Consider the following 26,295-nt stretch of genomic DNA (forward strand, 5'->3'; position numbering starts at 1 on the left):
ACGGCTTGGTAAAATCGGATCCCCTGAACATCGGCTCCACCGTAGGAGGTCAGCATGTCCAGCACGCCGTTCCAGCCGGTCACACCGGTCATCGTTCCCGCAGCCGCGGGACGCGAACCCGAGGACGAGACTCGCGACGGCGAGGTGCCCCAGTCCGAGGTCGAGGAGGAGGTCGAGGTCGTGAGCAAGATCAACGACCCGGCCAACGACGACGTCTTCGAGCACCTCCGGCCGTCGAAGGACTGACGCCCCGCCCCGACCGTGACGGCCCCGGTCCCCGCCCTCCGAGGCCGGGGACCGGGGCCGTCGTCGCGATCGCTGGTCCCCAGGACGGGCGTCACCGCCTCGCCTAGGGTGGGGAGGTGCCGCCCGATCCCGTTGTCGCGACGATCCCCAGCGGCGGCGACCCGGTCCACCCCGGATCCTCGCCCGCGCGCACCGCAGCCCCCTGGCGACGTCTCGCGTGGCTCACCCTGCCCGTCCTCACCGCCGCGGCGGTCCTGCTCGCCGACGCCCTTCGCACGTGGGCGGCCGGCTCCCTCGTCGCTGCGTCCTGGCACAGCCTCGATCCGTGGTTGCCGACCGTGCTGCCGGCGCGGGTGGGTTGGGCCGTGGCGCCGTGGCCGGCCCTGCTGACGACGGCGACCCTCGCCACCGTCGTCCTCGTCACCGCGGCGCTCGCGCTCGTCGTGCTCCGGGCCGTGGCCGAGCGCCGTCGCGTCCTCCGGTTCCTCCTGCTGTGGCTCGCCGCCGTGGTGGGCGGCGTGGTGGCGGTCGGGGCGACGCAGCTCGGGGACGTGCTGCACGTCATCGACCTGTTCGGCGGGCGAGGCGGGTCGTGGATACGGACCTTCACGCTCCCGGCGCTCGTCGCGGCGGTGCGGTGGGGACTGGTCTGGGGGCTCGTCCCGGCGCTGCTGACGACGCTGCTGGTTCCGGCGCGGGTGCCGCCCGACGTTCTCGGGCCGTGGTCGAGGCGGGCGCCCGTGCTGCTCCTGCTCGCCGCCGTGGTCGCCGGGCTCTGGCTGACGAGCACGGCGCGTTCCGCGAGCGTCTCGACCATGACGGAGGTGGCCACCCCCGAGCCCACCGCCGACCCCGGGCCCAGCGATCCGCCGCCCACGGTCGCGCCGGGCGACGGGTCCGCAGCGGCGAACGCTCTCCCCGGTCGCTGCGACGAGGCCGACCTCGTCACCACCGCCGCGCACACCGATGCCGCGACGGGGAGGCGGTTCGGCGTCGCGACGACGACCAACACGGGAGACGCCACGTGCTTGGTGGTCGGACTGCCCGACCTCGCGTTCGCGGACGAGGACGGCGACGCCGTCGTCCCGGTGGTCGAGCCGTGGGGCGGGTTCTCCGACGGCGGCGTCCCCGGCGACGGCGTGCTCGAGCAGGTCGACCTCGGCGTCCCGGTGACGCTCGAGCCCGGAGCGAGCGCGACGGCGGAGCTCACCTGGCGGGGGAGCGGCGCCGGTGCGATCACGGTCGAGAAGGTGCTGGTCGCGCCTTGGCCGGGCGCACAGCGCACGGTCGTCGACGAGTGGATGGACCTGGAGACGGGCGCGATCCTCGGCGTCGCCCCGTGGCGCGCCGCGCCCGACCCTGCCTCCGCCGTCGACTGACCACCGGCGAGGGGCTTACGCACCACCGGCGAGGGGGTTGCGCACCACCGGCGAGGGGTTTCCGGCGCCCTCAGCCCCGCACGACCGCCAGCGCGCCCTCGGCGGCGTCGCGGAACGCGACCTCCAGCGAGGTCCACGCCTCATCGGGCGACGGCGCCGTCGCCACGATCCCGAACGCCATCCGCCACGCGAGCAGCACCCCTGAGACGTCGAGCTGATCCGTGACCGCCCCGGCGGCCTGCGCCCGCTCCAGCGCGGAGGCGAGCGCGACGCGGAGGCGCGTCTCGCCGTCGTACTCCGAGCGCGCGAGCCGCGCCTCGAGCATCATCTCCACGAACGCGGCCTCGCGGACCGTCTGCTCCAGGAGCAGGTTCCACAGTCGCCCGAAGGTCGACGGTGACGGGTCGCCGGCGAGCGTCTCGAAGGTCGCGAGGTTGTCCTCGAAGGCGGCGAACGCGAGGCCGAGGCGGTGGGGGAAGTGCCGGTACAGCACGCCCTGGCCGACTCCGGCCTCCTTCGCGATCGCGTTGAGCGGCACGTGGAAGCCACGCTCGGCGAACAGCCGGCGGGCCGCCTCGAGGATCGCGCTCCGATTCTCGACGGCGGCGGCCGGGCCCCGGTTGGGGACCCTGTTGACGGGCGAGGCGGAGGTGGGCACGATGTGATCCTAGATCCGGACACCGATGTCCGGTTGAGTCGAGGGAGTTGCGATGAGCACCGAGGACCACACCTACGACGTCGTGGTGGTGGGCTCGGGCAGCGCCGGGTTCGCGACCGCCATGGGCGCGGTCGACGAGGGCCTGTCCGTCCTGATCGTCGAGTCCACCGACAAGTGGGGCGGGAGCACGGCGATGTCCGGCGGCGGGATGTGGCTCCCGAACAACCCGCTCATGCGTCGCGACGACGTCGGCGACTCCCGCGAGGAGGCGCTCACCTACCTGGAGGCGACCGTGGGGGAGACCGGCGCCGCCACCTCGCGGGCGCGCAAGGAGGCGTTCGTCGACGGCGTGGACGACTTCGTCACGACGGCGGAGCGGTTCGGCGTGGTCTTCGCCCGCGCCACCGACTACCCCGACTACTACCCGGAGCTGCCGGGCGGGAAGATCGGTCGCTCGATCGAGGTGAAGCCGCTCGACTCCAAGATCCTCGGCGACCGGTGGAACACGCTGCGCGGCGCGATCCCGCTGCCGGCGATGACCAACGACGTCTGGCTGCTCGGACGCGCGTGGTCGACGGTCTCCGGCATGGTGCGCGGTGCGCAGGTCGTGGGTCGCATCGCGGGCGGGCTCGTCACCGGCAAGCGGCTCGTCGGCATCGGAAACGCGTGGGCGGCGGCGTTCTGCAAGGCCGTCGTGATCGATCGCGGGGTGCCGCTCTGGTTGAACGCGCCGCTCGAGGAGCTCGTGGTCGAGGACGGTCGCGTCGTCGGCATCCGGGTGGAGCACCAGGGCCGGAGCGTCACTGTCCGGGCGACGCGCGGCGTCATGATCGCCGGCGGCGGCTTCGAGTCGAACCCCGACCTGCGGCAGAAGCACCACGGGATCGACGGGGCGCCGTCGGGCAACCCGGGCAACGTCGGGGTGCCGATCGCGGTCGCGCAGGAGGCGGGCGCCGCCGTCGAGCTGATGGACGACGCCTGGTGGGGCGGCTCGGTCGCCGCACCGCCCGGGGGCCACCCGTCCTTCATCGTGGGGGAGCGGTCGATGCCGTTCTCGATCATGGTCGACTCGACCGGGAAGCGGTTCGCCAACGAGTCGGAGTCCTACGTCGACCTGGGCCACCACATGCTCGAGAACGACGAGGGCCGCGGGCCGTACTGGTTGATCCTGGACGCTCGCTACGCGCTCCGGTACTTCCGCACCTTCGCGATGGACCCGCGCGCCACGAAGGCGATGAAGGAGTCGGGGATCCAGGTCTCCGCGCGGACGCTCGAGGAGCTCGCCGGGAAGATCGAGGTCGACCCGACCACCTTCCGCCGCACGATCGCGCGCTTCAACGGCTTCGCGCGCTCCGGCGTCGACGGCGACTTCGGCCGCGGCAACTCCGCCTACGACCGCTACTACGGCGACCCGACCGTGCACCCGAACAACAACCTCGGGCCGATCGAGCGCGGCCCGTTCACCGCCTACCGCGTGGTGCTCGGCGACCTCGGCACGAAGGGCGGCGTGGTGACGGACGCCGACGGTCGCGCGCTGCGCGAGGACGGTTCGGTGATCGATGGCCTGTTCGCGGCCGGCAACAGCTCGGCGTCGGTGATGGGGCGGACCTACCCCGGTCCGGGGTCGACGATCGGACCGGCCGCGGTCTTCGGGCTGCGGGCCGCGCGGTTCATGGCGCGCCACGGGGGCTGACGACGGCGGGGGGCGGGGTGTGCGCAAGCCCCTCGCGGGTGGTGCAGAAGCCCCCCGCGGGGTGTGCGCAAGCCCCTCGTCGGTGGGGGCGGCCTACGTGAACGTCGCCGCGTAGTACGTCTGGACGTCGATCTCCTGGGCGGTGAGGTCGGTGACCCGTCGCGCCCGCTCGAACAGGTGGGCCGCGAACCGCCGCGAGGTGTCGTTGAAGTGGGAGACGTCGTAGCCCACCGTCACCCGGTTCTCCCGCAGCAGGTCGATGAGGGTGTCGAGCATGTCCACGAACGCCGACGTCCGGCGGGCCGCGGGGTGGGCCAGCGTGTAGCCGACGTACCAGAGCGCGTCGCGCTCGAGCGCCTCGCGGTATCGCTCCCGGTAGAACGCCGGGCTGATCCAGGCGACGGCATCGAGGTCGGTCGCCACGGTCGTCATGGCGACCGCGTTGCCGTCGAGATCGCTCGCGAGGAGCTTGAGGATCCGCGGGTCGGCCATCTCCTCGGCGAACTCCTGCCGCTCCAGCAGGTGCCGCGCGGCCGCCCGCGTCTTCATCGGGGTGAAGGCAGCCTCGTAGACGGGCCACCACTCGTCGATCTCGGACGGCCCCAGCGTGCGCACCGAGGTGATGCGGGTGGGGATCGTCGTCGTCATGACCAGCCCTGGGTCCGGTAGGACGCGATGACCAGCGCGCACACGGGCTCGGTCTCGCACGTCGCGCTCGTGACGAGGCGTCCGGCGGGCTGGTAGCCGCCCCCGCGCCCGATGATCAGGTCGTCGAGGCTGACCTGGAGGTCCCGCTCGACCTGGTCGCGCGAGGGCCCCTCGTGCTCGACGAACAGCCCGGCTCCGGAGCCGTCGTCGGCCAGTGCCCACGCGACGCCCGCCCAGGCCTCGTGCAGCGGGAGCTCGGCGTGCGCCTCCGCGTAGACGCAGAACAGGAGGTCGCCGTGACCGCCGGCGATCTGCTCGGTGCCCGGGACCACCGTGACCCGTGCACCCGGGGGATGACGGAGCTCAGACGGACGAGGTTGAAGTCCGCCGTGCCGGCCTCGCGGAGGGCGGCGTCGAAAGCACTCAGAGGTGTACGACCGGAGCCGGAGCCCGCGCTGACCGAGATGAGAGGGGTGGGTGGGGGCGGGTCGCTGTGCACGCTTTCGATACTAGGCTCCGGGCCCGAATCTCTCACCTCGACCTCACGTGAAACTCACGCGTCTGCGACGACGAGTCCGACGCCGCGTCCGCCGTCGGAAGCGTGAACCGGAAGGTGGAGCCGACCCCTGGGCTCGACTCCGCCCAGATGCGGCCGCCGTGCCGCCCGACGATCCCGCGGGATATCGCCAGCCCGAGCCCCGTCCCGCCCTTCTCGCGGGCGTCGGAGGAGTCGACCTGCTCGAAGCGACCGAAGATCGCCTCGAGCTGTCCGGCGGGGATGCCCCGGCCGGTGTCGGCGACGGCGATCTCGGCGAACGTGCCGGTCGTGGTCCCGGACACCGTGATGTGGCCGCCGGACTCCGTGAACTTGACCGCGTTGCCGAGCAGGTTGACGAGCGTCTGCACGATGCGGTCGGCGTCGGCGCGCACGGTCCCCGGCGCGTCGCGGACATCGACGGTGACCCCCGCCTGCGCCGCCAGCGTCTCGATCTGCTCGACGGCGATCCGCACGAGCTCGTCGACCCGCACGTCGACGAGGTTGAGGGGATCGCTGCCGCTGCTCAGGCGCTCCACCTCGAGGATGTCGTTGATCAGCCGGGTCAGTCGGTCGACGCTGCTTCCCGCGATCGCCAGGAGCCGCCGCGCCTCGGGGCTGATCACGCCGGTCGCGCCGCCCTCGACGAGCCCGATCGAGCCCTTGATGGAGGTCAGCGGGGTGCGCAGCTCGTGGCTGATGACGGCGATGAACTCGTTCTTGAGGCGCTCGACCTCACGCCGCTGCGCCACGTCACGGAAGACGACGACGGCACCGGTGACCTCGCCGTCGTCGAGCACGGGACTGGCCGTCACCTCCACGGGCACGGCTTTGCCGTCCGCCCGGCGGTAGACGTCCTCCTCGGAGTTCACGGTGACGCCCTTGGTGATCGCCTCCGAGATGTAGCAGCCCTCGTAGGGGAAGGGGGTGTCGTCGTCGCGGAACGCGTGGAGGTGGTCGTGGGCGTGGACCCCGACGAGGTCCTCGGCCCAGTACCCGAGGGTCCGCGCTCCGGCCGGGTTGACGAAGGTGACGACGCCGTTGCGGTCGACGCCGTAGATGCCCTCGCCCACCGAGGAGAGCGTCAGCTCGGTGGTGTGGGTGGCGGCGGCGAGCTCGGCCGTGCGCTCGATGACCCGCTTCTCGAGGGTGCGCCGCAGCCGCTCGTTCGCTGCGACGAGCGCGATCTGCCGGGCGGCCACGGCGGTGATGACCAGGAACCAGAGGGAGACGGCGAGCGTCGGGACCTGCGCGAGACTGCCCTGGACCTGGAAGACGGCGGCGCCGATGAACAGCGCGAACGTCACCACCGTCCCCACGACGGGGGAGCCCTCGCGCACCTCCCCGTCGTCGTCGCCGCAGCTTCCGCCGGAGCCGGCCGGGTGGCACGCGGCGACACCGCCGAGCGCATAGCCGACGACCCAGCCGAGGTCCGCCAGGGTGCCGAACTGGAAGCCGCTGGTCGAGTCGACGACGGCGTAGGCGAGGTCGGCGACCGCGTACATCGTGAAGCTGATGCCCACCAGGGCGAGGGGGGTGCGGTCGGATCCCACGCTCCGGAGGATGAGGAGCACCGCGAGCGTCGCGAGCACGGCGTCGACGATGGGGAGCGAGAGGGAGGCGACCCGACCGATGTCGAGGCCGTCCGAGCCGACTCCGAAGCCGAGCTCGGGGAAGACCACGAGCGCCGAGACGAAGAGGACCGAGCCGCCCACCACGATCCCGTCGAGGATCGCCCGGACGAGCTCCGCCCGCCGCAGCGCGCGCGTCGGGAAGGACAGCAGTGCGGCAATCCCCGTGAGGAGGGCGATCAGGAGGACGACGTCGTCGAGGCCGGCGGTGTCGGTCAGGGCCGCGAGCGCGTTGCCGAAGAGGCCGACGAAGCCGGCAGCGGCGAACAGCGACCAGGCCTGGCGTCGGCGCCCAGCGCTGCGACGGGCACGCCACCAGCACAGGAGCGAGGAGACGAACGCCGTCGCCATGATGGCGACCTGCGAGACGAGGGCGCGGGTCTCCTGCTCGAGACCGGAGGCGAGCACGACGACGAGGACCAGCACCCACGCGACCGCGACGACCGTCGCGATCGTCAGCGACCCCTTCAGACTTCGTGTGGTTCTCACGTTTCGAGAGTAGTTCTCGAAAGCGTTTACGTCGCGAGATGCCGACACCCCCCTGTCGGGTCTAGCGTTGTCTCGTCAACGTCCGGGGGACGAGGGTGGAAGGGATACGCCATGACCGTCTCACCGGGCCACGTGCTGGTCGTCGACGACGACGACTCGATACGCGAGGTCTCGACGCTCGCCCTGCAGCTGGTCGGCGGCTGGCAGGTCACGACCGCGTCGGACGGCCTGTCCGCGCTCGCCCTCGCCGCCGAGAACCAGCCGGACGTCATCCTGCTCGACGTCATGATGCCCGGTATCGACGGACTCGAGACGCTCGCGCGACTGCGTTCCGAGCCCACGACCTCCGGCATCCCCGTGGTGCTCATGACGGCGAAAGCCTCCACCGGGGACGAGGCCGAGTGGCGCGGGCTGGGGGTGCTGGGAGTCATCGCGAAGCCGTTCGACCCCATGACGCTCGGCGCACGACTCCGGGACGCCCTCGAGAAGCCGTCGAGCCTTGGTTAACTTTACGTTAGTTTACGACCTATGAGTACGGCCGGCCCCGACGAGGACGCGCAGTTCGCGGAGATCGCCGCGCGCGCCCACGAGCGCAATCGTGACCGCGCGACCCGCCTGCTCGAGATCGTCGCGGGGCCTGTGCCCCTGCTGCCGGGCGACCGGCGAGAGGCGCGGCTGCTGGCCCACACGGTGGCCGGGTCGGCCGGGACCTTCGGCAAGGACGAGGCCTCCGTCGTCGCGCGCAGAGTCGTGCGCGCGGTGGACGACGGCGCCGAGTCGGACGAGCTTCGCACGCTGGTCGAGGAGCTGCTGAGCGCGCTGGCGTGACCGAAAGGCCTCGCGAGTGGACCCGAAGGGCCTCGCGAGGGGACACGAAGGGCCTCGCGAGTGGACCCGAAGGGCCTCGCGAGTGGATCCGAAGGGCCTCGCGATAGCTCGAGCGGCCGAGCCGTCGGCGCGTCCTCGATGGAGTTTGCTCACGGTCGGGGGCTCGCGCGAACCGTTACCCGTTTGTGATACGGAGCGGTTGCAGGGCTCCGAGAACGACGGTTCACTACCAGCGTTGCGTGCAACGGTCGTAGCGCGATCTGGCGTTGCGACCGAGAGCTCGAGGGGGCGCGCAGCAAAAGGTGGCGGTGTCAGAGGGGCACTCCCGCCAGGTGACGACCATCGTGCCGTGCGCGGTGGTGGTGACCGGACTCTGAGGGGAGTCTGGACATGAAGGACAAGGCTGAGTCTCTGGCGACCCGTCGCCGCCGCCCGTGGATCGTCGCGGGCGTGGTGCTGGCGCTGCTGCTGCAGATGGTCCCGGCGTTCGCGTTCCGGTTCGCCACCGTCGGCGTCCCGAACGCGAACTCGCAGACGTTCACCCAGGCGAACACGCCGAACGTCGTGGCGACCTACTCGGCCAGCGGTGGCAACACCGTGATGGCCCCCGCGCTCGACACCTGGCCGTGGACCGGGGCCGCCTCCACAACCTTCACCCCGAACCTCACGACGAATCCGTCCGCGAAGCAGTTCGAGGTCGCGCCCACCGGGTGCCCCGGTCGCCTGCGTTCGTCGAGTGCGACAACCGGGGCACCATCACCATCTCGTTCTCGAGTCCGGTGACCAATCCGGTACTGAACGTCGCCGGCTTCGGTGCCAACTCGAGTACCGGCAGCGCGCAGTTCGGCAGCACCCTCACGATCGCCACGCCCGGAATCACGTTCGGGGCTCCTTCCGCAGGCGCCACCAACCTCACGATCGACACCTCCGACACCCGGCTCCGCACCACGACCGCTCGCCCCAGCACCGAGTGCAACGTCTTCGACGGCAACTCGGTCGACGGATTCGCCGGGTGCGGCTCCGTCCAGCTCAACGGCACCTTCAGCACGGTGACCTTCAACCTCGGTCAGCGAATCTCGCAGACGGCGGGGAGTGGTACCTGGTCCGCCGGCTCCGAGGACACGATCCGGCTCCACGTCACCCTCCAGGACCAGCCGATGCCGGTGGCCAACCCCGACGTGGCGACGATCAACGCCGGCCAGGTGGCCACCACGAACGTCCTGACCAACGACACCCCGGCGACGGGGCTCCCCCTGACGGCCGGCTCGACGACGCTGCTGAACGCTGCCGGGAACCCGACCTCCTCCGTCACGAACACCGCCGGCACCTACACGATGTCGAACGGCGTGGTGACGTTCACCCCCGCAGCAGGCTTCGTCGGTGTCGCTCCACCGGTCTCCTACCGGATCACCGACTCGGCCGGGAGCACCGCCACCTCGACGTACATCGTCACCGTCCTGGGGGGCGTCTTCCAGTGCAACGACACCTTCTACCGCTCCGACGACGGCAGCATCATCGTCTCGGTCGCGGCCTCGGCTGTCGGTGCGGGTGCCACGAACACGACCTTCGCCAACTTCCCGGCTGCCGTGACGTCCGCGAACGCCTTCGGTGTATCCCCGGACGGTACGAAGGGCTACTGGGCGGGGACCGTCACCGGGGTGACCGGGACGGCGATCATCACCTACACCGCCGGCTCGGCGACCCCCTTCACCTACGCCCCGGCGGGCGTGTCCCCGGCCAGCAGGGTTGCCGGAGCCGTGAACCCGGTCAACGGCTACTACTACTTCGGTGGCGTCAGCAGCGGCAGCGCTCTCTACATGTACAACCCGACCACGGGCACGACGATCCAGATCGGCACCTCACCAGGATCGGCGGGAGCGAACGGCGACATCACGTTCACCGGCAACGGCGACATGGTCATCCTGAGCAACACGACGTTGACGATCGTCCCCGCCGGCAACGTCCGCACCACGGCCTCCACCGCCCAGCTCACGGGCTCCAGCGTGATCAGCGCCAGCACCATCGGCACCAGCGACGGCATCGCCTTCGCGAGCGACGGCTTCCTCTACACGAACAGCGGCAGCCAGATCGTCCGCAACAACCCGCTCTCGGGCGCGACGGCCGGGACGAACACGCCGGGTGGGACGTTCAACGACCTCGGCTCGTGCGCCAAGTCACCCACGGTCGGCGTCTCCAAGGTGGTGACGGGACGCACGCTTCCCACCGACCAGTTCACGCTCTCGCTCAGCGCGACCGGTGTCACCTCGCCCCCCACCGGTTCCACCTCGGGGACGGCAACCGGTGTCCAGACCCTGAGCACCGGCGCCACGGTCCTGGGGCCGCTGCCGGGTCTCCCCGGAGCGACCTACACGTTCGCCGAGACCTCGAGCGCGGGTGTTCTGGCCCGCTACGCCACCACGTACCAGTGTGTCGACACGGCCAACGGCAACGCCGTGGTCGCCTCCGGCAACGGCACCAGCTTCACCTGGCCGTTCCCGGCGACCGCGAGCGGTCAGCAGATCGTCTGCTCCTTCACCAACGGTCCCAACGCCCCGAACCTCACCCTGGCCAAGACCGCGCCGACGAGCCTGCTCGTCAACGCGCCGGCGACGTACGGCCTCACGGTCACCAACAGTGGGCAGCAGCCCGCGTCGGCGGTCCAGGTGCGTGACCAGCTCCCGCCGAACGTGGCCTACACGTCTGCCACCGGTGCGACCTGCACCGCCTCCGGAACGGTGGCGGCGGGCCAGCTGGTCACCTGCACGGTGGCCGGACCGATCGCTGCGAACGGTGGCACCGCGAACATCGGTCTCGTCGTGACCCCCAACCAGGCGGCGGTCGGCACCTCCGTGGTCAACCGCGCCGTGGTCGACGTCCTCGGCGGCACGACGTCGCTCCCCAGCGCCTGCACCGCGAACGGCGCCCCTTCCGCGGGCTGTGCGGTGACGGAGGCTGTCACGGTGATCGGTGAGCCGCTCCAGTGCAGCGCGACGCTCTACCAGATCAGCACGACGGACATCCGCTCCTACGCCACCTCGACGATCGGCACGACGGCCAGCCAGGCCGGCACGCTGGTCGACACGCTGCCGGCGTTGTACGCGGGTACCACGGCCCTCGCGAACAGCCTCGCGATCACGTCTGGCGGCGGAGCCGCCTACTTCACCACCGTCACCGGCGCGACCGGCACGGTGAGAGTCACGAGGTACGACCCCGTGACCGACACCTACACGGACTACGCGACGACGCTCCCCGCCAGCGCCGCCCGGACCAGCGGTGCCATCAACCCGCTCGACGGCTCCTTCTACTTCGGCGGAGTCGGTGCCGGGCAGGGGCTCTACCGTTTCGACCCGGCGACGTCCACGACGGTCCAGGTCGGTGTGGTCTCGGCTCCCGCGGGCAACGCCAACGGTGACTACGCGTTCACCGCCGGCGGCGACCTCGTGCTGCTGCGCAACACCGACATCACCATGGTGCCGGCGGCGTCCGTGCCGACGACGGCCGGCACCGGGGCCGTGGCCTCGACGACGCTGGCCGTGATCCAGGCCCACGCTCTCGCTTCCTACAACGGCATCGCCTTCGGCGAGGACGGCTTCTTCTACGTCCAGTCGACGGTCCAGACCGGCGCGGGGCAGTCCTACCTCTGGAAGTTCAACCCGGTGACGGGTGCGCTGGTCGGGACGCAGACGCTCGGCGCCACCGTGGTCGGCACCGACCTGAGCTCCTGCTCCTACCCGACCACGATCTCGCTGCAGAAGAACATCCCCGCCCGGGTTCTCGCCGGCGACCAGTTCGGTCTCTCGATCGCGGCCACCGGTGCCACGACGCAGACGGTCACGACCTCGGGCGGAGCCACCGGTGTCCAGCCGGTGGTCGCCGGTCCCGTGCTCGTCCTCCCCGGTGCCACCAAGACGCTGTCGGAGACGGCGGCGGGCACGACGGTGCTCGGCAACTACGCCAGCAGCTACCAGTGCATCGACCGCGCCAACGGCAACGCGCCGGTGCTCGGAGGCACCGGAACCTCGTTCACGTTCACAGGCCCGGCCACGACCGGGCAGGACGTGCTCTGCACGTTCACCAACGCGCCATCGGTCCCGAACCTGGGTCTGGCCAAGACAGGTCCCCCCACGCTCGCCGTGGGTACACCGGCGACCTACAACCTCACGGTCACCAACGCCGGGACAGGTCCGTCGCCGGCCAGCGTCACGGTCGTCGACCAGCTTCCGGCAGGCGCCGCCTTCAGCTCGGCGTCGGGTGCGACCTGCGTCCCCACGGGCACGGTCGCCGCGGGCCAGGTCGTGACCTGCCTCGTGCCCGGTCCGATCGCCGCCGGTGGGGGGACTGCGAGCTTCTCGATCACCGCGACCCCCACCGCGGCCTCGTCCGGCACCTCCGTGATCAACCGGGCGTCGGTCTCCCCGACAGGTGGCACGCCGGTCGCCCCCAGCACGTGCACGGCCAACGGCACGCCCGCCGGCTGCGCGATCACGCCCGCCGTCGTCGTCGCCCCGAACGTCGTCCTCGGCCTGGCCAAGACGAACCCGGCCAGCCTGCAGGTCGGCGTGGCCTCGAACTACTCGTTCACCGTCACCAACACGGGCCTCAACGCCTCGCCGAACGCGACCGTCGTGGACGTCCTCCCGCCGAACATCGCCTTCAACTCCGCCGCCGGTGCGACCTGCTCGGTGACGGGCGGGACCCTCGCGACCGGCCTCGTCGTCTCGTGCACCGTGCCCGGTCCGATCGCCGCGAGCGGTGGGACGGCGTCGTTCACGATGAACGTCACGCCGCAGCTCGCCTCGGGCGGGACGATCGCGTCCAACCGCGCCGCAGTCGACCCGACCGGTGGCACCACGCCGCCGAACCCGGCCACCTGCTCCGCCACCGGCACCCCCGCCGGCTGCGCCGTCACCCCGGGCATCACGGTCCTGGCCTTCCCGAACCTGTCGCTGACCAAGTCGAACCCGGCCCAGCTCATCGTCGGTCAGACCGCGACCTACTCGCTCACGGTCGCCAACACCGGCACCGCAGCCTCGCCGTCGGCCACCGTCTCCGACGTTCTCCCGGCCGGCCTGACCTACGCCTCGGCGACCGGCGCCACGTGCACCGCGACCGGCCAGACCGTCACGTGCGCCGTGCCCGGTCCGATCGCCGTCGGGGCCTCCGTCCCGCTCACGCTCACCGTGAACGTCACGGCGGCCGCGGGCGGCACGACCGTCCAGAACAAGGCGGCCGTCGACCCGACGGGCGGCACCACCCCGCCGAACCCGGCCACGTGCACCGCGACCGGGACGCCCGCGGGCTGCGCCGTCGCCCCGCTGCAGCCGGTCGTCGTCGTCACCGCGAACGACGACGTCACGACCACGCCGCCGGCCACGCCGACGACCACGACCGTGCTCGCCAACGACACCGTCAGCCCGGTCGGCTCGCTGAACCCCGCCTCGGTCGCGATCACGACCGCGCCGCTCAACGGCACGGCCACGGCGAACCCGGACGGGACGATCACCTACACCCCCAACGCGGGCTTCTCGGGCACGGACTCCTACACCTACTCGGTGTGCGACTCCTCGGCCCCGACGCCGATCTGCGACACCGCGACCGTCACCATCACGGTGCCGAGCACGGTGACGGCGGTCGACGACGAGGCCTCGACGCCGCAGAACACCCCGGCCGAGATCCCGATCCTGTCCAACGACACGATCACGGCCGGCGGCTCGCCGCTGGACCCGGCCTCGGTCACGATCACCGACGGCCCCGACAACGGCACCGTGACCTTCGACCCGACGACGGGTCTGGCGACCTACGTCCCGAACCCCGGTTTCTCCGGCACGGACACGTTCGTCTACTCGGTGTGCGACTCCTCGCTCCCGACGCCCGTGTGCGACACCGGAGTCGTCACGGTCACGGTCGGCGCGAACACGGTGACGGCGGCCGACGACTCCGCCACCACGGCGCCGGCGACCCCCGTCACCACGACCGTGCTCGAGAACGACTCCTCGAGCACCGGCCAGCCGTTCGCGCCGATCACGATCGCGACGCCGCCGGCGAACGGCACCGTCGTCGTGAACGACGACCAGACGATCACCTACACGCCCGACCCGGGCTTCTCCGGGGTGGACACGTACGTCTACCAGCTCTGCGACACCTCGACCCCGACCCCGGTGTGCGACACCGCCACGGTGACGGTCACGGTGCCCAACGCCGTCGAGGCGTTCCCGGACGTCGACACCACCACGCCGGCGACGCCGGTGACGGTCGACGTGCTCGGCAACGACACGGTGACGCCGGACGGCTCGCCCCTGGACCCGGCCTCGGTCGCGGTCACGACGCAGCCGGCCAACGGCACGACCCTGGTCAACCCGGACGGCTCGATCACGTACACGCCCGAGCCGGGCTTCTCGGGTCAGGACACGTTCACCTACCAGGTGTGCGACAGCTCGACGCCGGACCCGGTGTGCGACTCCGCGACGGTGACGGTCACGATCGTCAGCGTGGTCGACGCCCCGGACGCCACGGAGACGACGCCGCAGAACACGCCGGTCACCACCAGCCCGGTCGACCTCGCGACGACCTCGCCGAACGGCGCCCCGCTGGACCCGGCGTCGGTGACGGTCCCGACCGGTCCGGCCAACGGCACGGTCGACATCGACCCGCTCACGGGTGAGATCACCTACACGCCGGACCCGAACTTCTCCGGCACGGACACCTACACCTACTCGATCTGCGACACCTCGACCCCGACCCCGGTGTGCGACACCGGCGTCGTGACGGTCACGGTGGAGCCGAACGCGGTCACGGCCGAGCCGGACGCCGCCACCACGCCGGCGGGCACGCCCGTCGACATCGCCGTCGTCGACAACGACACGGTGCTGCCGAACGGCGCCCCGCTGGACCCGGCGTCCGTGGCCGTCACCGCCCCGCCGGCCGGCGGCACGGTGACGATCGTGGACGGTGTGATCACCTACCTGCCCAACCCGGGCTTCTCGGGCACCGACACCTTCACCTACCAGGTGTGCGACACCTCGACCCCGACGCCCGTGTGCGACACGGCCGTCGTCACGGTCGCGGTGGAGGGCGCGGTGACCGCCGAGGACGACGACGCGACCACGGCGCAGAACACCCCGGTGACGATCGACGTCCCCGCGAACGACAGCTCGGCCGGCGCCCCCCTCGACCTGGGCTCGGTGACGATCGTCGACGCCCCGGCGAACGGCACGGTCGACATCGACCCGGTCACGGGTGAGATCACCTACACGCCGGCGCTCAACTTCTCCGGTACGGACACCTTCACCTATTCCATCTGCGACACCTCCGACCCGACGCCGCTGTGCGACACGGCGACGGTCACCGTGACGGTGCCCGCGAACACGGTCGACGCCGTCGACGACTCGGCGACGACCGGCCCGGTCACGCCGGTCGACATCGACCTGCTGGACAACGACACGGTGTCGCCGACGGGCGCGCCGCTGGACCCGGCCTCGGTCGAGCTCGTGACGGCCCCGGCCAACGGCACCCTCGTGATCGACCCGGCCACGGGCGTCGCGACCTACACGCCGCTCCCCGGCTTCTCCGGCACCGACTCGTTCGTCTACTCCGTCTGCGACCTCTCGGTGCCCACGCCGGTCTGCGACACCGCCACCGTCACCATCACGGTGGACAACATCATCCAGGTGAACGACGACACCGCGACCGTCCCGCAGAACACCGCGACCGACATCCCGGTGCTCGCCAACGACACCACCACCGGCGTCGGGTTCGACCCCGCGACGGTCGCGATCGGCACCGGCCCGGCCAACGGCACGGTCACGATCGACCCGGCGACCGGGATCATCACGTACACCCCGAACGCCAACTACTCGGGTCCGGACACGTTCACCTACACGGTCTGCGACACGAGCCCGACGCCGCTGTGCGACGAGGCGACGGTCACGGTGACCGTCTCCCCGAACGTGGTGACGGCGGACGACGAGACCGCCACGACGCCGCAGAACACGCCCGTCACCACGGAGGTGCTCGACGGCGACACCGTGCTGCCGAACGGCGCGCCGCTCGACCCGGCGTCGGTCACGGTCACGACGCCCGCTGCGAACGGGACGACCTCGGTCGACCCGGCCACGGGCGCCATCACCTACACCCCGAACGCGGGCTTCTCGGGCACGGACACCTACAGCTACACGGTGTGCGACGTCTCGGTCCCGACGCCGGTGTGCGACACGGCGACCGTCACGGTCACCGTCCCGGCGAACGTCGTCACGGCGAACCCGGACACGGCGCTCACGACGCCGGTCACCCCGGTCACGACGACGGTGCTCGACAACGACACGGTCTCCCCGACGGGTGCTCCGCTGGACCCGGCCTCGGTCGCGGTCACGACGCCCCCGGCTGGCGGCACGACGGTGGTCAACCCGGACGGGTCGATCACGTACACGCCGAACCCCGGCTTCGCCGGGACGGACACCTACACCTACACGGTGTGCGACACCTCCAACCCGACCCCGGTGTGCGACACGACCGTGGTGACGGTGACGGTGACCAACGCCGTCGTCGCGAACGACGACGCCGACTCGACGCCGCAGAACACCCCGGTGGACGTGGCGGTGCTCGGCAACGACACCGTCAGCACCGGGGGACCGGCGCTGGACCCGGCCTCGATCACCACGACCGCTCCGGCCAACGGCACGGTCACGGTCGACGATGACGGCCTCATCACCTACACCCCGAACACGAACTTCTCAGGCACGGAGACCTTCACCTACACGGTCTGCGACCTCTCGACGCCGACCCCGACCTGCGACACGGCCACGGTGACGATCACGGTCGAGCCCAACGAGCTGACCGTGGCCGACGATGCCGCGACGACCCCGCCGGCGACCCCGGTCGAGATCGACGTGCTCGAGAACGACTCCGCCACGGGCGCGCCGCTGGACGCGACGTCGGTGACGATCACGACGCAGCCGGCCAACGGCACGGTCGACGTGGACCCGGTCTCGGGCCTGGTCACCTACACGCCGAACGACGGGTTCGCGGGGGTGGACACCTTCGTCTACTCCGTCTGCGACATCTCGACCCCGACGCCGGTCTGCCTCACGGCGACCGTCACGGTCACGGTCCTGAACGAGGTCGACGCGGTGGACGACACGGCGACGACCGAGCAGAACACCCCGGTCTCGGTCCCGGTGCTGGGCAACGACACCCAGCTCGACGGCGGTCCGGGTCTCGATCCGGCCTCGGTCACCGTGACCACCCCGCCGGCGAACGGCAGCACGCTGGTCGACCCGACCACGGGGGCCGTCACGTACACGCCGAACCCGGGCTTCTCGGGCGAGGACACGTTCACCTACCAGGTGTGCGACCTCTCGACGCCGACCCCGGTGTGCGACTCCGCGACGGTGACGGTGACGATCGGTGAGAACGTCGTCACCGCCGTCGACGACGCCGACACCACGACGCCGCAGACCCCGGTCACGACCGCGGTCTGGACCAACGACACGGTCACGCCGGGCGGAGCCCCGCTCGACCTGGCCTCCGTCGTCGTCGCGACGCAGCCCGCCAACGGGACGGTCGTCGCCAACGGCGACGGCACGATCACCTACACGCCGGACGCCGGCTTCTCCGGCACCGACAGCTACACGTACACCATCTGCGACACCTCGACCCCGGACCCGGTCTGCGACACCGCGACGGTGACGATCGACGTCGTCAACGTCGTCGTCGCGACCGACGACACCGCGACGGTGGAGCAGAACGGCAGCGTCACCACGCCGGTGATCCTCAACGACACGGTCCTCCCCGGTGGCGCGCCGCTCGACCCGGCCTCGGTCACGATCACCACGGACCCGGAGAACGGGACCGTGACGGTCAACCCGGACGGGTCGATCACCTACACCCCGACCCCGGGCTTCACGGGCACGGACACCTACTCCTACGAGGTGTGCGACACGTCCGACCCGACGCCTGTATGCGACACGGCCACGGCCACGGTCACGGTCGAGGTGGGCGCCAACATCGTGGTCGCCGACGACGACTCCGCGACGACCCAGCCCGTCACCCCGGTGACGATCCCGGTGCTCGAGAACGACTCGAGCTCCACCGGGACGCCGCTGACGACGGTCACGATCGTCGACGCCCCGGCCGGTGGCACCGCCGTCGTCAAACCCGACGGCACCATCACCTACACGCCGGACGAGGGCTTCTCGGGCACGGACACCTTCACCTACTCCGTGTGCGACGCCTCGACGCCGACCCCGGTCTGTGACGAGGCCACCGTGACCGTCACGGTCCCGAACGTGGTCACGGCCGTCCCGGACAGCGCGACGACGCCGCAGAACACGCCGTCGGCCCCGATCGACGTGCTCGGCAACGACACGGTCACCCCGGGGGCGGCTCCGCTGGACCCGACCTCGGTGACGATCCCGACCGCGCCGGCCAACGGCACGGTCGAGGTCGACCCGGTGACGGGTGAGATCGTCTACACCCCGAACCAGGACTTCTCGGGCACGGACAGCTTCACCTACTCCGTCTGCGACACCTCCACGCCGGATCCGGTGTGCGTGACCGCCACGGTCACGATCACGGTCCCGGCCAACGTGGTGACCGCGGTGCCGGACACCGACACGACGACACCGGGCACCCCGGTGACGACGCCGGTGCTCGCCAACGACACCGTGACCACTGACGGCGCCCCGCTGGACCCGGCCTCGGTCACCGCGACCGCCCCGCCGGCCAGGGGCACGGTGACGGTCGACCCGGCCACGGGCGACATCACCTACACGCCGAACCCGGGCACCTCCGGAACGGACACGTACACCTACCAGGTGTGCGACACCTCGGTCCCGACGCCGGTGTGCGCGAGCACCACCGTCACGATCGAGGTGGTCAGCACGGTCGTCGCCGAGGACGACTCGGCCAGCACGCCGCAGAACACGGCGGTCGTGATCGACGTGCCGGGGAACGACTCGGTCGCCGACGGCGGCGCTCCGCTCGACCTGACCTCGGTCGAGGTCACCACGGCGCCGGCCAACGGCACCACGACGGTCAACCCGCTCACGGGTGAGATCACGTACGCGCCGAACCCGGGCTTCTCGGGGACGGACACCTTCGAGTACACGATCTGCGACACCTCGACGCCGACCCCGGTCTGCGACACGGCGACGGTCACGGTGACGATCGAGCCCAACCAGCTCACCCTCACGCCCGACGTGGACACCACGGCGCCTGCCACCTCGGTGACCACGCCGGTCCTGGCCAACGACTCCACGACGGGGGCCCCGCTGGACCCGGCCACCGTCACGGTGACGATCCTGCCTGCGAACGGGTCGACCGCGGTCGACCCGGCCACCGGCACGGTGACCTACACGCCGAACCCGGGCTTCTCGGGCGAGGACGTCTACACCTACTCCGTCTGCGACACCTCGACGCCGACCCCGGTCTGCGACGAGTCCACGGTGACGATCACGGTCGTCAACGAGATCGTCGCTCCGGACCTGACCGAGACGACGCCGCAGAACACCCCGGTGACCACGGACGTCGTCACCCCGACGACCGTCCTGCCGGGCGGCTCGCTGCCCGACCCGGCCTCGGTCGCCGTCACGACGCAGCCGGCCAACGGCACCACCACGGTGGACCCGGCCACGGGTGCCATCACCTACGTCCCGAACCCCGGCTTCTCGGGCGAGGACACCTACTCGTTCCAGATCTGCGACGGCTCGACGCCGACGCCGGTCTGCGACACGGGCACGGTGACGGTCACGGTCGCGCCGAACACGGTCACGGCCAACCCCGACACCGCCACCACCACGCCGGGCGCCCCGGTCACCACGCCGGTGCTGGGCAACGACACCACGACGCCGGGCGGGGCCCCGCTGGACCCGGCCACGGTTGAGGTGACCGTCCCGCCGACGAAGGGCACGGTCACGGTCGACCCGGTCACGGGCGACATCACCTACACCCCGAACCCGGGCACGTCGGGCACCGACACGTACACCTACCAGGTGTGCGACACCTCGACGCCCGACCCGGTCTGCGCCACCGCCGTCGTGACGGTCACCGTCGTGAACACGGTCACGGCCGTGGACGACGGGGCGATCACGCCGCAGAACACCCCGGTCACGGTCGGTGTGCTGGGCAACGACACGGTCGCCACGGACGGCGCCCCGCTCGACCCGAGCTCGGTGACGGTCACGGTCGACCCGGCCAACGGCACCGTGACGATCGACCCGGCCACGGGCGAGATCACCTACACGCCGGCGGAGAACTTCTCCGGAACCGACACCTTCACGTACTCCGTGTGCGACACCTCGACGCCGACCCCGGTCTGCGACACGGCGACGGTGACGATCAAGGTGCCGCCGAACACGGTCACGGCCGTGCCGGACACCGACACCACGACGCCGGGCACGCCGGTCACCACGCCGGTCCTCGGCAACGACACGGTCACCCCGGGCGGAGCTCCGCTCGACCCGGAGAGCGTGACGATCACGACGTCGCCGACCAAGGGCACGGTGACGGTCGACCCCGAGACGGGCGACATCACCTACACGCCGACGCCGGGCACCTCGGGGACGGACACGTACACCTACCAGGTGTGCGACACCTCGACCCCGGAGCCGGTCTGCGCGACGGCGACGGTCACGATCGAGGTGGCGAACACGGTCACCGCGATCGACGACTCGGTCACGACGCCGCAGAACACCGCGGTGCCGATCGCGGTCACGGCGAACGACACCGTCGCCACCGGCGGGGCTCCGCTGGACCCGGCCTCGGTCGCGGTCACCGCGCCGCCGGCCAACGGGACGGTGACGATCGACCCGGCCACCGGAGTCATCACCTACACGCCGGACCTGAACTTCTCAGGCACGGACACCTTCAGCTACCAGGTGTGCGACACCTCGACGCCGACGCCGGTCTGCGACACCGCCGTCGTCACGGTCACGGTGCCGCCGAACACGGTGACGGCGCTGCCGGACGCGTCCGACACGACGCCGGGCGTCCCGGTCACGACCCCGGTCCTGGGCAACGACACGATCACCCCGGGCGGGGCCCCGCTGGACCCGGCCTCGGTCACGGTCACCGCGGGGCCGACCAAGGGCACGGTGACGGTCGACCCGGAGACGGGCGACATCACGTACACGCCGAACCCGGGCACCTCGGGCACGGACACGTACACCTACCAGGTCTGCGACACCTCGGTGCCGACGCCGGTGTGCTCGACGGCGGTCGTCACGATCGACGTGATCACCACGGTGACCGCGGTGGACGACGCCGCGACCACGCCGCAGAACACCCCGGTCGCCGTCGACGTGCTCGACAACGACACGGTCGCCGACGGCGGGGCCCCGCTGGACCCGGCCTCGGTGGAGGTGACGGTCGCCCCGGCGAACGGCACCACCGCCGTCGACCCGGTCACCGGTTTCATCACGTACACGCCGGCGGAGAACTTCTCCGGCACGGACGTCTTCACCTACCAGGTGTGCGACACCTCGAGCCCGGACCCGGTCTGCGCGACGGCGACGGTGACGATCACGGTGCCGCCGAACACGGTCACGGCCGTGCCGGACGAGGCCTCGACCACCCCGGCCACCCCGGTCACGACCCCGGTGCTGGACAACGACACGGTCACCCCGGGTGGCGCTCCGCTCGACCCGGCGACCGTGACGATCACGACGCCGCCGACGAAGGGCACGGTGACGGTCGACCCCGGGACGGGCGACATCACCTACACCCCGAACCCGGGCACGTCGGGCGAGGACAGCTACAGCTACACCGTCTGCGACACCTCGGTGCCGACGCCGGTCTGCTCGACTGCGACCGTCACCGTCCAGGTGATCAGCACGGTCACCGCCGTGGACGACGAGGCCACCACGCCGCAGAACACCCCGGTGGGCATCACGGTCCTGGGCAACGACACCGTCTCCGCCGGTGGCGCCCCGCTCGACCCGGCCTCGGTCGCGGTCACGACGGCTCCGGCCAACGGGACGGTGACGGTCGACCCGGCCACCGGAGTCATCACCTACACGCCGAACCTGAACTTCTCAGGCACGGACACCTTCAGCTACCAGGTGTGCGACACCTCGACCCCGACGCCGGTCTGCGACACGGCCGTCGTCACGGTCACGGTGCCGGCGAACACGGTGACGGCGCTGCCGGACGCGTCCGACACGACGCCGGGCGTCCCGGTCACGACCCCGGTCCTGGGCAACGACACGATCACCCCGGGTGGAGCTCCGCTGGACCCGGCCACGGTCGCGGTCACCGCGGGGCCGACCAAGGGCACGGTGACGGTCGACCCGGTCACGGGCGACATCACCTACACGCCGAACCCGGGCACGTCGGGCACGGACACCTTCACCTACCAGGTGTGCGACACCTCGGTCCCGACGCCGGTGTGCGCGAGCACCACGGTGACGGTCGAGGTCGTCAGCACGGTGACCGCGGTGGACGACGTCGCGACCACGCCGCAGAACACCCCCGTGGTGATCCCGGTCGTGGGGAACGACTCGGTCGCCGACGGCGGCGCTCCGCTGAACCCGGCCTCGGTGTCGGTGACGACGCCGCCGGCCGACGGGACGGTCACGATCGACCCGGTCACGGGCGACGTCACCTACACGCCGGGGGCGAACTTCTCCGGCGAGGACACGTTCAGCTACCAGGTGTGCGACACCTCGACGCCGACGCCCGTGTGCGACACGGCCACGGTCACGGTGACCGTGCCGCCGAACACGCTGACTCTGACGCCGGACGAGGCCGCGACCACGCCGGGCACCCCGGTGGCGATCCCGGTCCTGACCAACGACACCGTCACCCCGGGTGGAGCGCCGCTCGACCCGAGCTCGGTCGAGGTCACGACCCCGCCGACCAAGGGCACCGTCGCGGTCGACCCGGTCACCGGAGTCGTCACCTACACGCCGACGCCCGGCACCTCGGGGACGGACACGTTCACGTACACCGTCTGCGACACCTCGGTGCCGACCCCCGTGTGCGCGAGCACCACGGTCACGGTCACGGTGCCCAGCACGGTGACCGCGGTCGACGACGTCGCCTCGGTGCCGCAGAACGGCAGCGTGCCGATCCCGGTGATCGGCAACGACACCGTCAGCCTCGGCGGCGCCCCGCTGGACCCGACCTCGGTGACGATCACGGCCGAGCCGGCCAACGGGACGGTCACGGTCGACCCGGTCACCGGCGTCGTGACCTACACCCCGACCCCGGGCTTCTCGGGTGAGGACGTCTTCAGCTACCAGGTGTGCGACACCTCGACGCCGGAGCCCGTCTGCGACATCGCGACCGTCACGGTCACGGTGGGTCAGAACGCCGTCTCGGCCAACCCGGACTCCGCCACGACGCCCCCGGGCACCGCGGTCGAGATCCCGGTGGGGGACAACGACACCTCGGGCACGGGCACGCCGCTCGACCCGACCTCCGTCGAGATCGTCACGCCGCCCACCAAGGGCACGGTGACGGTCGACCCCGAGACCGGTGTGGTGACCTACACCCCGACCCCGGGCACCTCGGGGACGGACACGTTCACCTACACGATCTGCGACACCTCGTCGCCGACCCCGGTCTGCGCGACCGGGACCGTGACGGTGACCGTGCCGAACGTGGTCGTGGCCAACCCGAACACGGCGACGACGGTCCAGGACTACGGCGTGACGATCCCGGTGATCGGGAACGACACGACCAGCCCCGACGGCGCCCCGCTCGACCCGTCCTCGGTCGTGGTCACGGACGGGCCGGCGAACGGCACGACGACCGTCAACCCGGACGGCTCGATCGACTACACCCCGAACCCGGGCTTCACGGGCACGGACACGTTCACCTACCAGGTGTGCGACACCTCGACCCCGGAGCCGGTGTGCGCGAGCACCACGGTGACGGTCACGGTGGCGCCGACCGGGATCGAGGTCGTCAAGACCGCGGTGCCGATCGACGTGGACGGTGACGGGATCCTCGGGATCGGCGACCAGATCGGCTACACGTTCACGGTGACCAACACCGGTGCGGTCGAGCTGCTCGACGTCGCGGTGAACGACCCGATGATCGGTGCGGTGACCTGCGAGGCCACCACGCTGATGGCCGGCGAGTCCACGACCTGCACCGCGGACGTGCCGCACACCATCACCGCGGCCGACGCCGAGGTGGGTGGCGTGACCAACGCGGCGTCCGCCGTCGGGACCCCGCAGTGCACGGGCCCGATGGAGGGCGACGGCGACCGGGCGGGCCTGTTCGCGATCGTCGCGCCGCTGTTCGTCGACCCGACGGCCTGCCCGCCGATCACGTCGGAGACGGTCACGATCACGACGCCGGTGACGCCGGACGACGCGCTCACGGTGGCGAAGTCGGGTGTGTACCGCGACGCGAACGGCAACGGCCGTACGGACGCCGGGGACACCGTCACGTGGACCATCACGGTGACCAACCCGGGCCGCAGCACGATCTCCGACATCGCGGTGAGCGACCCGACGGCCGGTGTGGTGACCTGCCCGACCACCGAGCTGGCGGCCGGCGCGTCGATGACGTGCACGGCTCCGGTGACGGTGCTGACGGCGGCGCAGGCAGCGGCGGGGTCGATCGTGAACGTGGCCACGGCCTCGGGCACGACGACCACGGGCACCCCGACGACGTCGCTCCCGGCGACGGCGACGGTGACCTTCACGACGACGCCGCCGGTCCCGCCGGTCACGCCGCCGAAGCCGAAGCCGCCGCTGCCCTCCACGGGTGCCGACACCTGGCCGCTCACCGGCCTGGCCGCGGCCCTGCTGGTGACCGGGGCGGTCACGCTGATCACGCGTCGCCGCCGCGACGAGGCCTGACGGACGGACGACCCACGGTGCCGCGGCCACCCTCGGGGTGGTCGCGGCACCGTCGCCTCGCCGGTCCCGGCAGGGCGTGCGAGGGTGGAACGTCGGACGATATGAGGGAGTGACGACGATGCACAGATCGACGATGAGCACGATGACGGTGGCGGGGCTGGTGGCTGTCGCCGTCCTGGCGGGCTGCTCGAACGGGGACGATCCGGCCCCGGAGCCGACCGACTCCGAGAGCACCGAGGCGCCGACCGAGGACGGGACCGACGAGGCGCCCGAGGACGGTGGGGCGACCGAGGCCCCGACGGCGCTCCCGCCGGCCGAGGTCCAGAACGAGCTGCCCACCGACCTGCCCGACGACCCGGCGCTGCGGACCTCGGTCCTGCTGACCGGGTGCGGCGAGGCCGAGGGTGGCTGGCAGGGGACCGGGACCGCGGCGAACCCCGGCGGCGAGGACCTCGGCTACCAGATCATCGTCTTCTTCACCGATGCCTACTCCCGCGCCGTCGACTCCTCCACCATCACCGTCGAGGTGCCGGCGGGCGAGACCGTCGAGTGGTCGGCCGCGAAGGAGTTCGCCCCGCCCGAGGGCACGCAGTGCGTGCTGCGGGCGGTCGCCCAGCTCGAGTGAGCTGCGGCCCGGCCGCCGAGAACGGCCGGGGCGGCCCGAGGACGATCCTCGAGCCGCCCCGGCCGTTCTCGCGTCCCGCCCGTGCGGGGCGGGCTCAGTCCTTCGTCTGGGTCGGCTTCCGGAACGCGAGGTCCGTGGCGACGGCGTGGGCCCGCGCCAGCGTCTCGGACTGCTCGTCGGACTGCTCGATCAGTCGCGTGAAGACGGCCTTCGGCAGCCCGAGGTCGTCGGCGTAGTGCTGCAGGACCTCCCACCCCGCGCCCTTGCCGTTGACGGCCGCGCGCACGAGGTCGAGCTCCAGGACCGGCGTCATCGGCGACTCCCCGATCAGGCGGCCGTTCGGCTTGAGCGACCCGACGCGCTCGCCCACCTTCGCCACGACCCGGCGGACGGGGTGGGTGCTGAGGTCCAGCGCCCGGATCACGGCCTCGAGGGTGGCGCACTCGCGTTCGACCTCTCCGGCGATGCGCGCGAGGTCGGGGCCGTAGGGCTCGTCGGCGTGCCGCTCGGCCATGTCGGAGATGCGGGAGCTGCCCGCGGTGGCCCCCGTCAGGTGGTCGCCGAGGTAGATGCCCAGCAGGTCGCCGTCGACGTCGGGGCCGATCTCGGCGGCGGACAGCTCGGCGTCGGACAGGTAGGTCGTCGTCATGGTTCCTCCAGCGTGTGGTGGAGCGGGGTCTGACATGCCATTGTCTCGCGCACGTCCGACACGAACGCCCGGTGGCCGGGCCGGCCACCGGGCGTTCGTCGAGCGT

12 protein-coding genes and 1 pseudogene are annotated in these 26,295 nt (G+C 71.6%); 8 read left to right on the top strand and 5 right to left on the bottom strand.

What is annotated here, in order from left to right; all coding sequences use genetic code 11:
- Nucleotides 1-54 precede the first annotated feature (54 nt).
- Complete coding sequence (locus C8046_RS13630; RefSeq protein WP_109229918.1) at nt 55-246, top strand: hypothetical protein; 192 nt, start codon at nt 55-57, stop codon at nt 244-246.
- A gap of 116 nt (nt 247-362) precedes the next feature.
- Nucleotides 363-1,625 (top strand): DUF4232 domain-containing protein, encoded by a 1,263-nt coding sequence (locus tag C8046_RS13635; RefSeq protein WP_109229919.1) that lies wholly within the window; start codon nt 363-365, stop codon nt 1,623-1,625.
- 70 nt (nt 1,626-1,695) lie between these two features.
- On the opposite strand, the gene C8046_RS13640 is transcribed toward C8046_RS13635, so the two are convergent.
- Nucleotides 1,696-2,283 carry a TetR/AcrR family transcriptional regulator gene (locus C8046_RS13640; RefSeq protein ID WP_216628976.1) on the bottom strand — a complete coding sequence of 196 codons (588 nt, stop codon included), beginning with the start codon at nt 2,281-2,283 and terminating at the stop codon, nt 1,696-1,698.
- Between the two features lie 52 nt (nt 2,284-2,335).
- On the opposite strand from C8046_RS13640, the gene C8046_RS13645 reads away from it, so the two are divergent.
- Nucleotides 2,336-3,976 (top strand): FAD-binding protein, encoded by a 1,641-nt coding sequence (locus tag C8046_RS13645; protein ID WP_109229921.1) that lies wholly within the window; start codon nt 2,336-2,338, stop codon nt 3,974-3,976.
- A 93-nt stretch (nt 3,977-4,069) separates the two neighbouring features.
- Here the strand turns inward: C8046_RS13645 and C8046_RS13650 are convergent, their stop codons facing one another.
- From C8046_RS13650 to C8046_RS13660, 3 genes and pseudogenes are all read right to left on the bottom strand, one after another.
- Nucleotides 4,070-4,624 carry a hypothetical protein gene (locus C8046_RS13650; protein ID WP_109229922.1) on the bottom strand — a complete coding sequence of 185 codons (555 nt, stop codon included), beginning with the start codon at nt 4,622-4,624 and terminating at the stop codon, nt 4,070-4,072.
- Nucleotides 4,621-5,159, bottom strand: a pseudogene (locus tag C8046_RS20240) (pyruvoyl-dependent arginine decarboxylase). Before C8046_RS20240 ends, C8046_RS13650 begins: the two are co-directional and overlap by 4 nt.
- On the bottom strand, nt 5,156-7,279 hold the full coding sequence (locus C8046_RS13660; RefSeq protein ID WP_109229923.1) for an ATP-binding protein: 2,124 nt from the start codon (nt 7,277-7,279) through the stop codon (nt 5,156-5,158). The pseudogene C8046_RS20240 and the gene C8046_RS13660 overlap by 4 nt, the downstream one beginning before the upstream one ends.
- A gap of 111 nt (nt 7,280-7,390) precedes the next feature.
- Between C8046_RS13660 and C8046_RS13665 the strand changes: the two genes are divergently transcribed.
- From C8046_RS13665 to C8046_RS18500, 5 genes are all read left to right on the top strand, one after another.
- A complete protein-coding gene (locus C8046_RS13665; protein WP_109229924.1) occupies nt 7,391-7,786 on the top strand; it encodes a response regulator in 396 nt (131 codons plus the stop codon).
- 21 nt (nt 7,787-7,807) lie between these two features.
- Nucleotides 7,808-8,107 (top strand): Hpt domain-containing protein, encoded by a 300-nt coding sequence (locus C8046_RS13670; protein WP_109229925.1) that lies wholly within the window; start codon nt 7,808-7,810, stop codon nt 8,105-8,107.
- Between the two features lie 390 nt (nt 8,108-8,497).
- The gene (locus tag C8046_RS13675) at nt 8,498-8,890 is read left to right on the top strand and encodes a hypothetical protein (protein WP_109229926.1); all 393 of its coding nucleotides are present in this window, start codon (nt 8,498-8,500) and stop codon (nt 8,888-8,890) included.
- On the top strand, nt 8,887-24,915 hold the full coding sequence (locus C8046_RS18495; RefSeq protein ID WP_158277224.1) for an Ig-like domain-containing protein: 16,029 nt from the start codon (nt 8,887-8,889) through the stop codon (nt 24,913-24,915). Before C8046_RS13675 ends, C8046_RS18495 begins: the two co-directional genes overlap by 4 nt.
- A 133-nt stretch (nt 24,916-25,048) precedes the next feature.
- Nucleotides 25,049-25,540 carry a hypothetical protein gene (locus C8046_RS18500; RefSeq protein ID WP_158277225.1) on the top strand — a complete coding sequence of 164 codons (492 nt, stop codon included), beginning with the start codon at nt 25,049-25,051 and terminating at the stop codon, nt 25,538-25,540.
- 94 nt (nt 25,541-25,634) lie between these two features.
- Here C8046_RS18500 and C8046_RS13765 read toward each other — a convergent pair whose 3' ends face one another.
- On the bottom strand, nt 25,635-26,189 hold the full coding sequence (locus tag C8046_RS13765) for a hypothetical protein (RefSeq protein WP_109229927.1): 555 nt from the start codon (nt 26,187-26,189) through the stop codon (nt 25,635-25,637).
- Between the last annotated feature and the right edge of the window lie 106 nt (nt 26,190-26,295).

Origin of the sequence: Serinibacter arcticus (genome assembly GCF_003121705.1) — a bacterium.
Lineage (GTDB): Bacteria > Actinomycetota > Actinomycetes > Actinomycetales > Beutenbergiaceae > Litorihabitans.

Bases quoted from the DNA above. Each gene is read 5' to 3' on its own strand.
- C8046_RS13675 (WP_109229926.1), top strand. From the start codon at position 8,498: ATGAAGGACAAGGCTGAGTCTCTGGCGACCCGTCGCCGCCGCCCGTGG.
- C8046_RS13670 (WP_109229925.1), top strand. From the start codon at position 7,808: ATGAGTACGGCCGGCCCCGACGAGGACGCGCAGTTCGCGGAGATCGCC.
- C8046_RS13650 (WP_109229922.1), bottom strand. From the start codon at position 4,624: ATGACGACGACGATCCCCACCCGCATCACCTCGGTGCGCACGCTGGGG.
- C8046_RS18500 (WP_158277225.1), top strand. From the start codon at position 25,049: ATGAGCACGATGACGGTGGCGGGGCTGGTGGCTGTCGCCGTCCTGGCG.
- C8046_RS13630 (WP_109229918.1), top strand. From the start codon at position 55: ATGTCCAGCACGCCGTTCCAGCCGGTCACACCGGTCATCGTTCCCGCA.
- C8046_RS13665 (WP_109229924.1), top strand. From the start codon at position 7,391: ATGACCGTCTCACCGGGCCACGTGCTGGTCGTCGACGACGACGACTCG.
- C8046_RS13645 (WP_109229921.1), top strand. From the start codon at position 2,336: ATGAGCACCGAGGACCACACCTACGACGTCGTGGTGGTGGGCTCGGGC.
- C8046_RS13765 (WP_109229927.1), bottom strand. From the start codon at position 26,189: ATGACGACGACCTACCTGTCCGACGCCGAGCTGTCCGCCGCCGAGATC.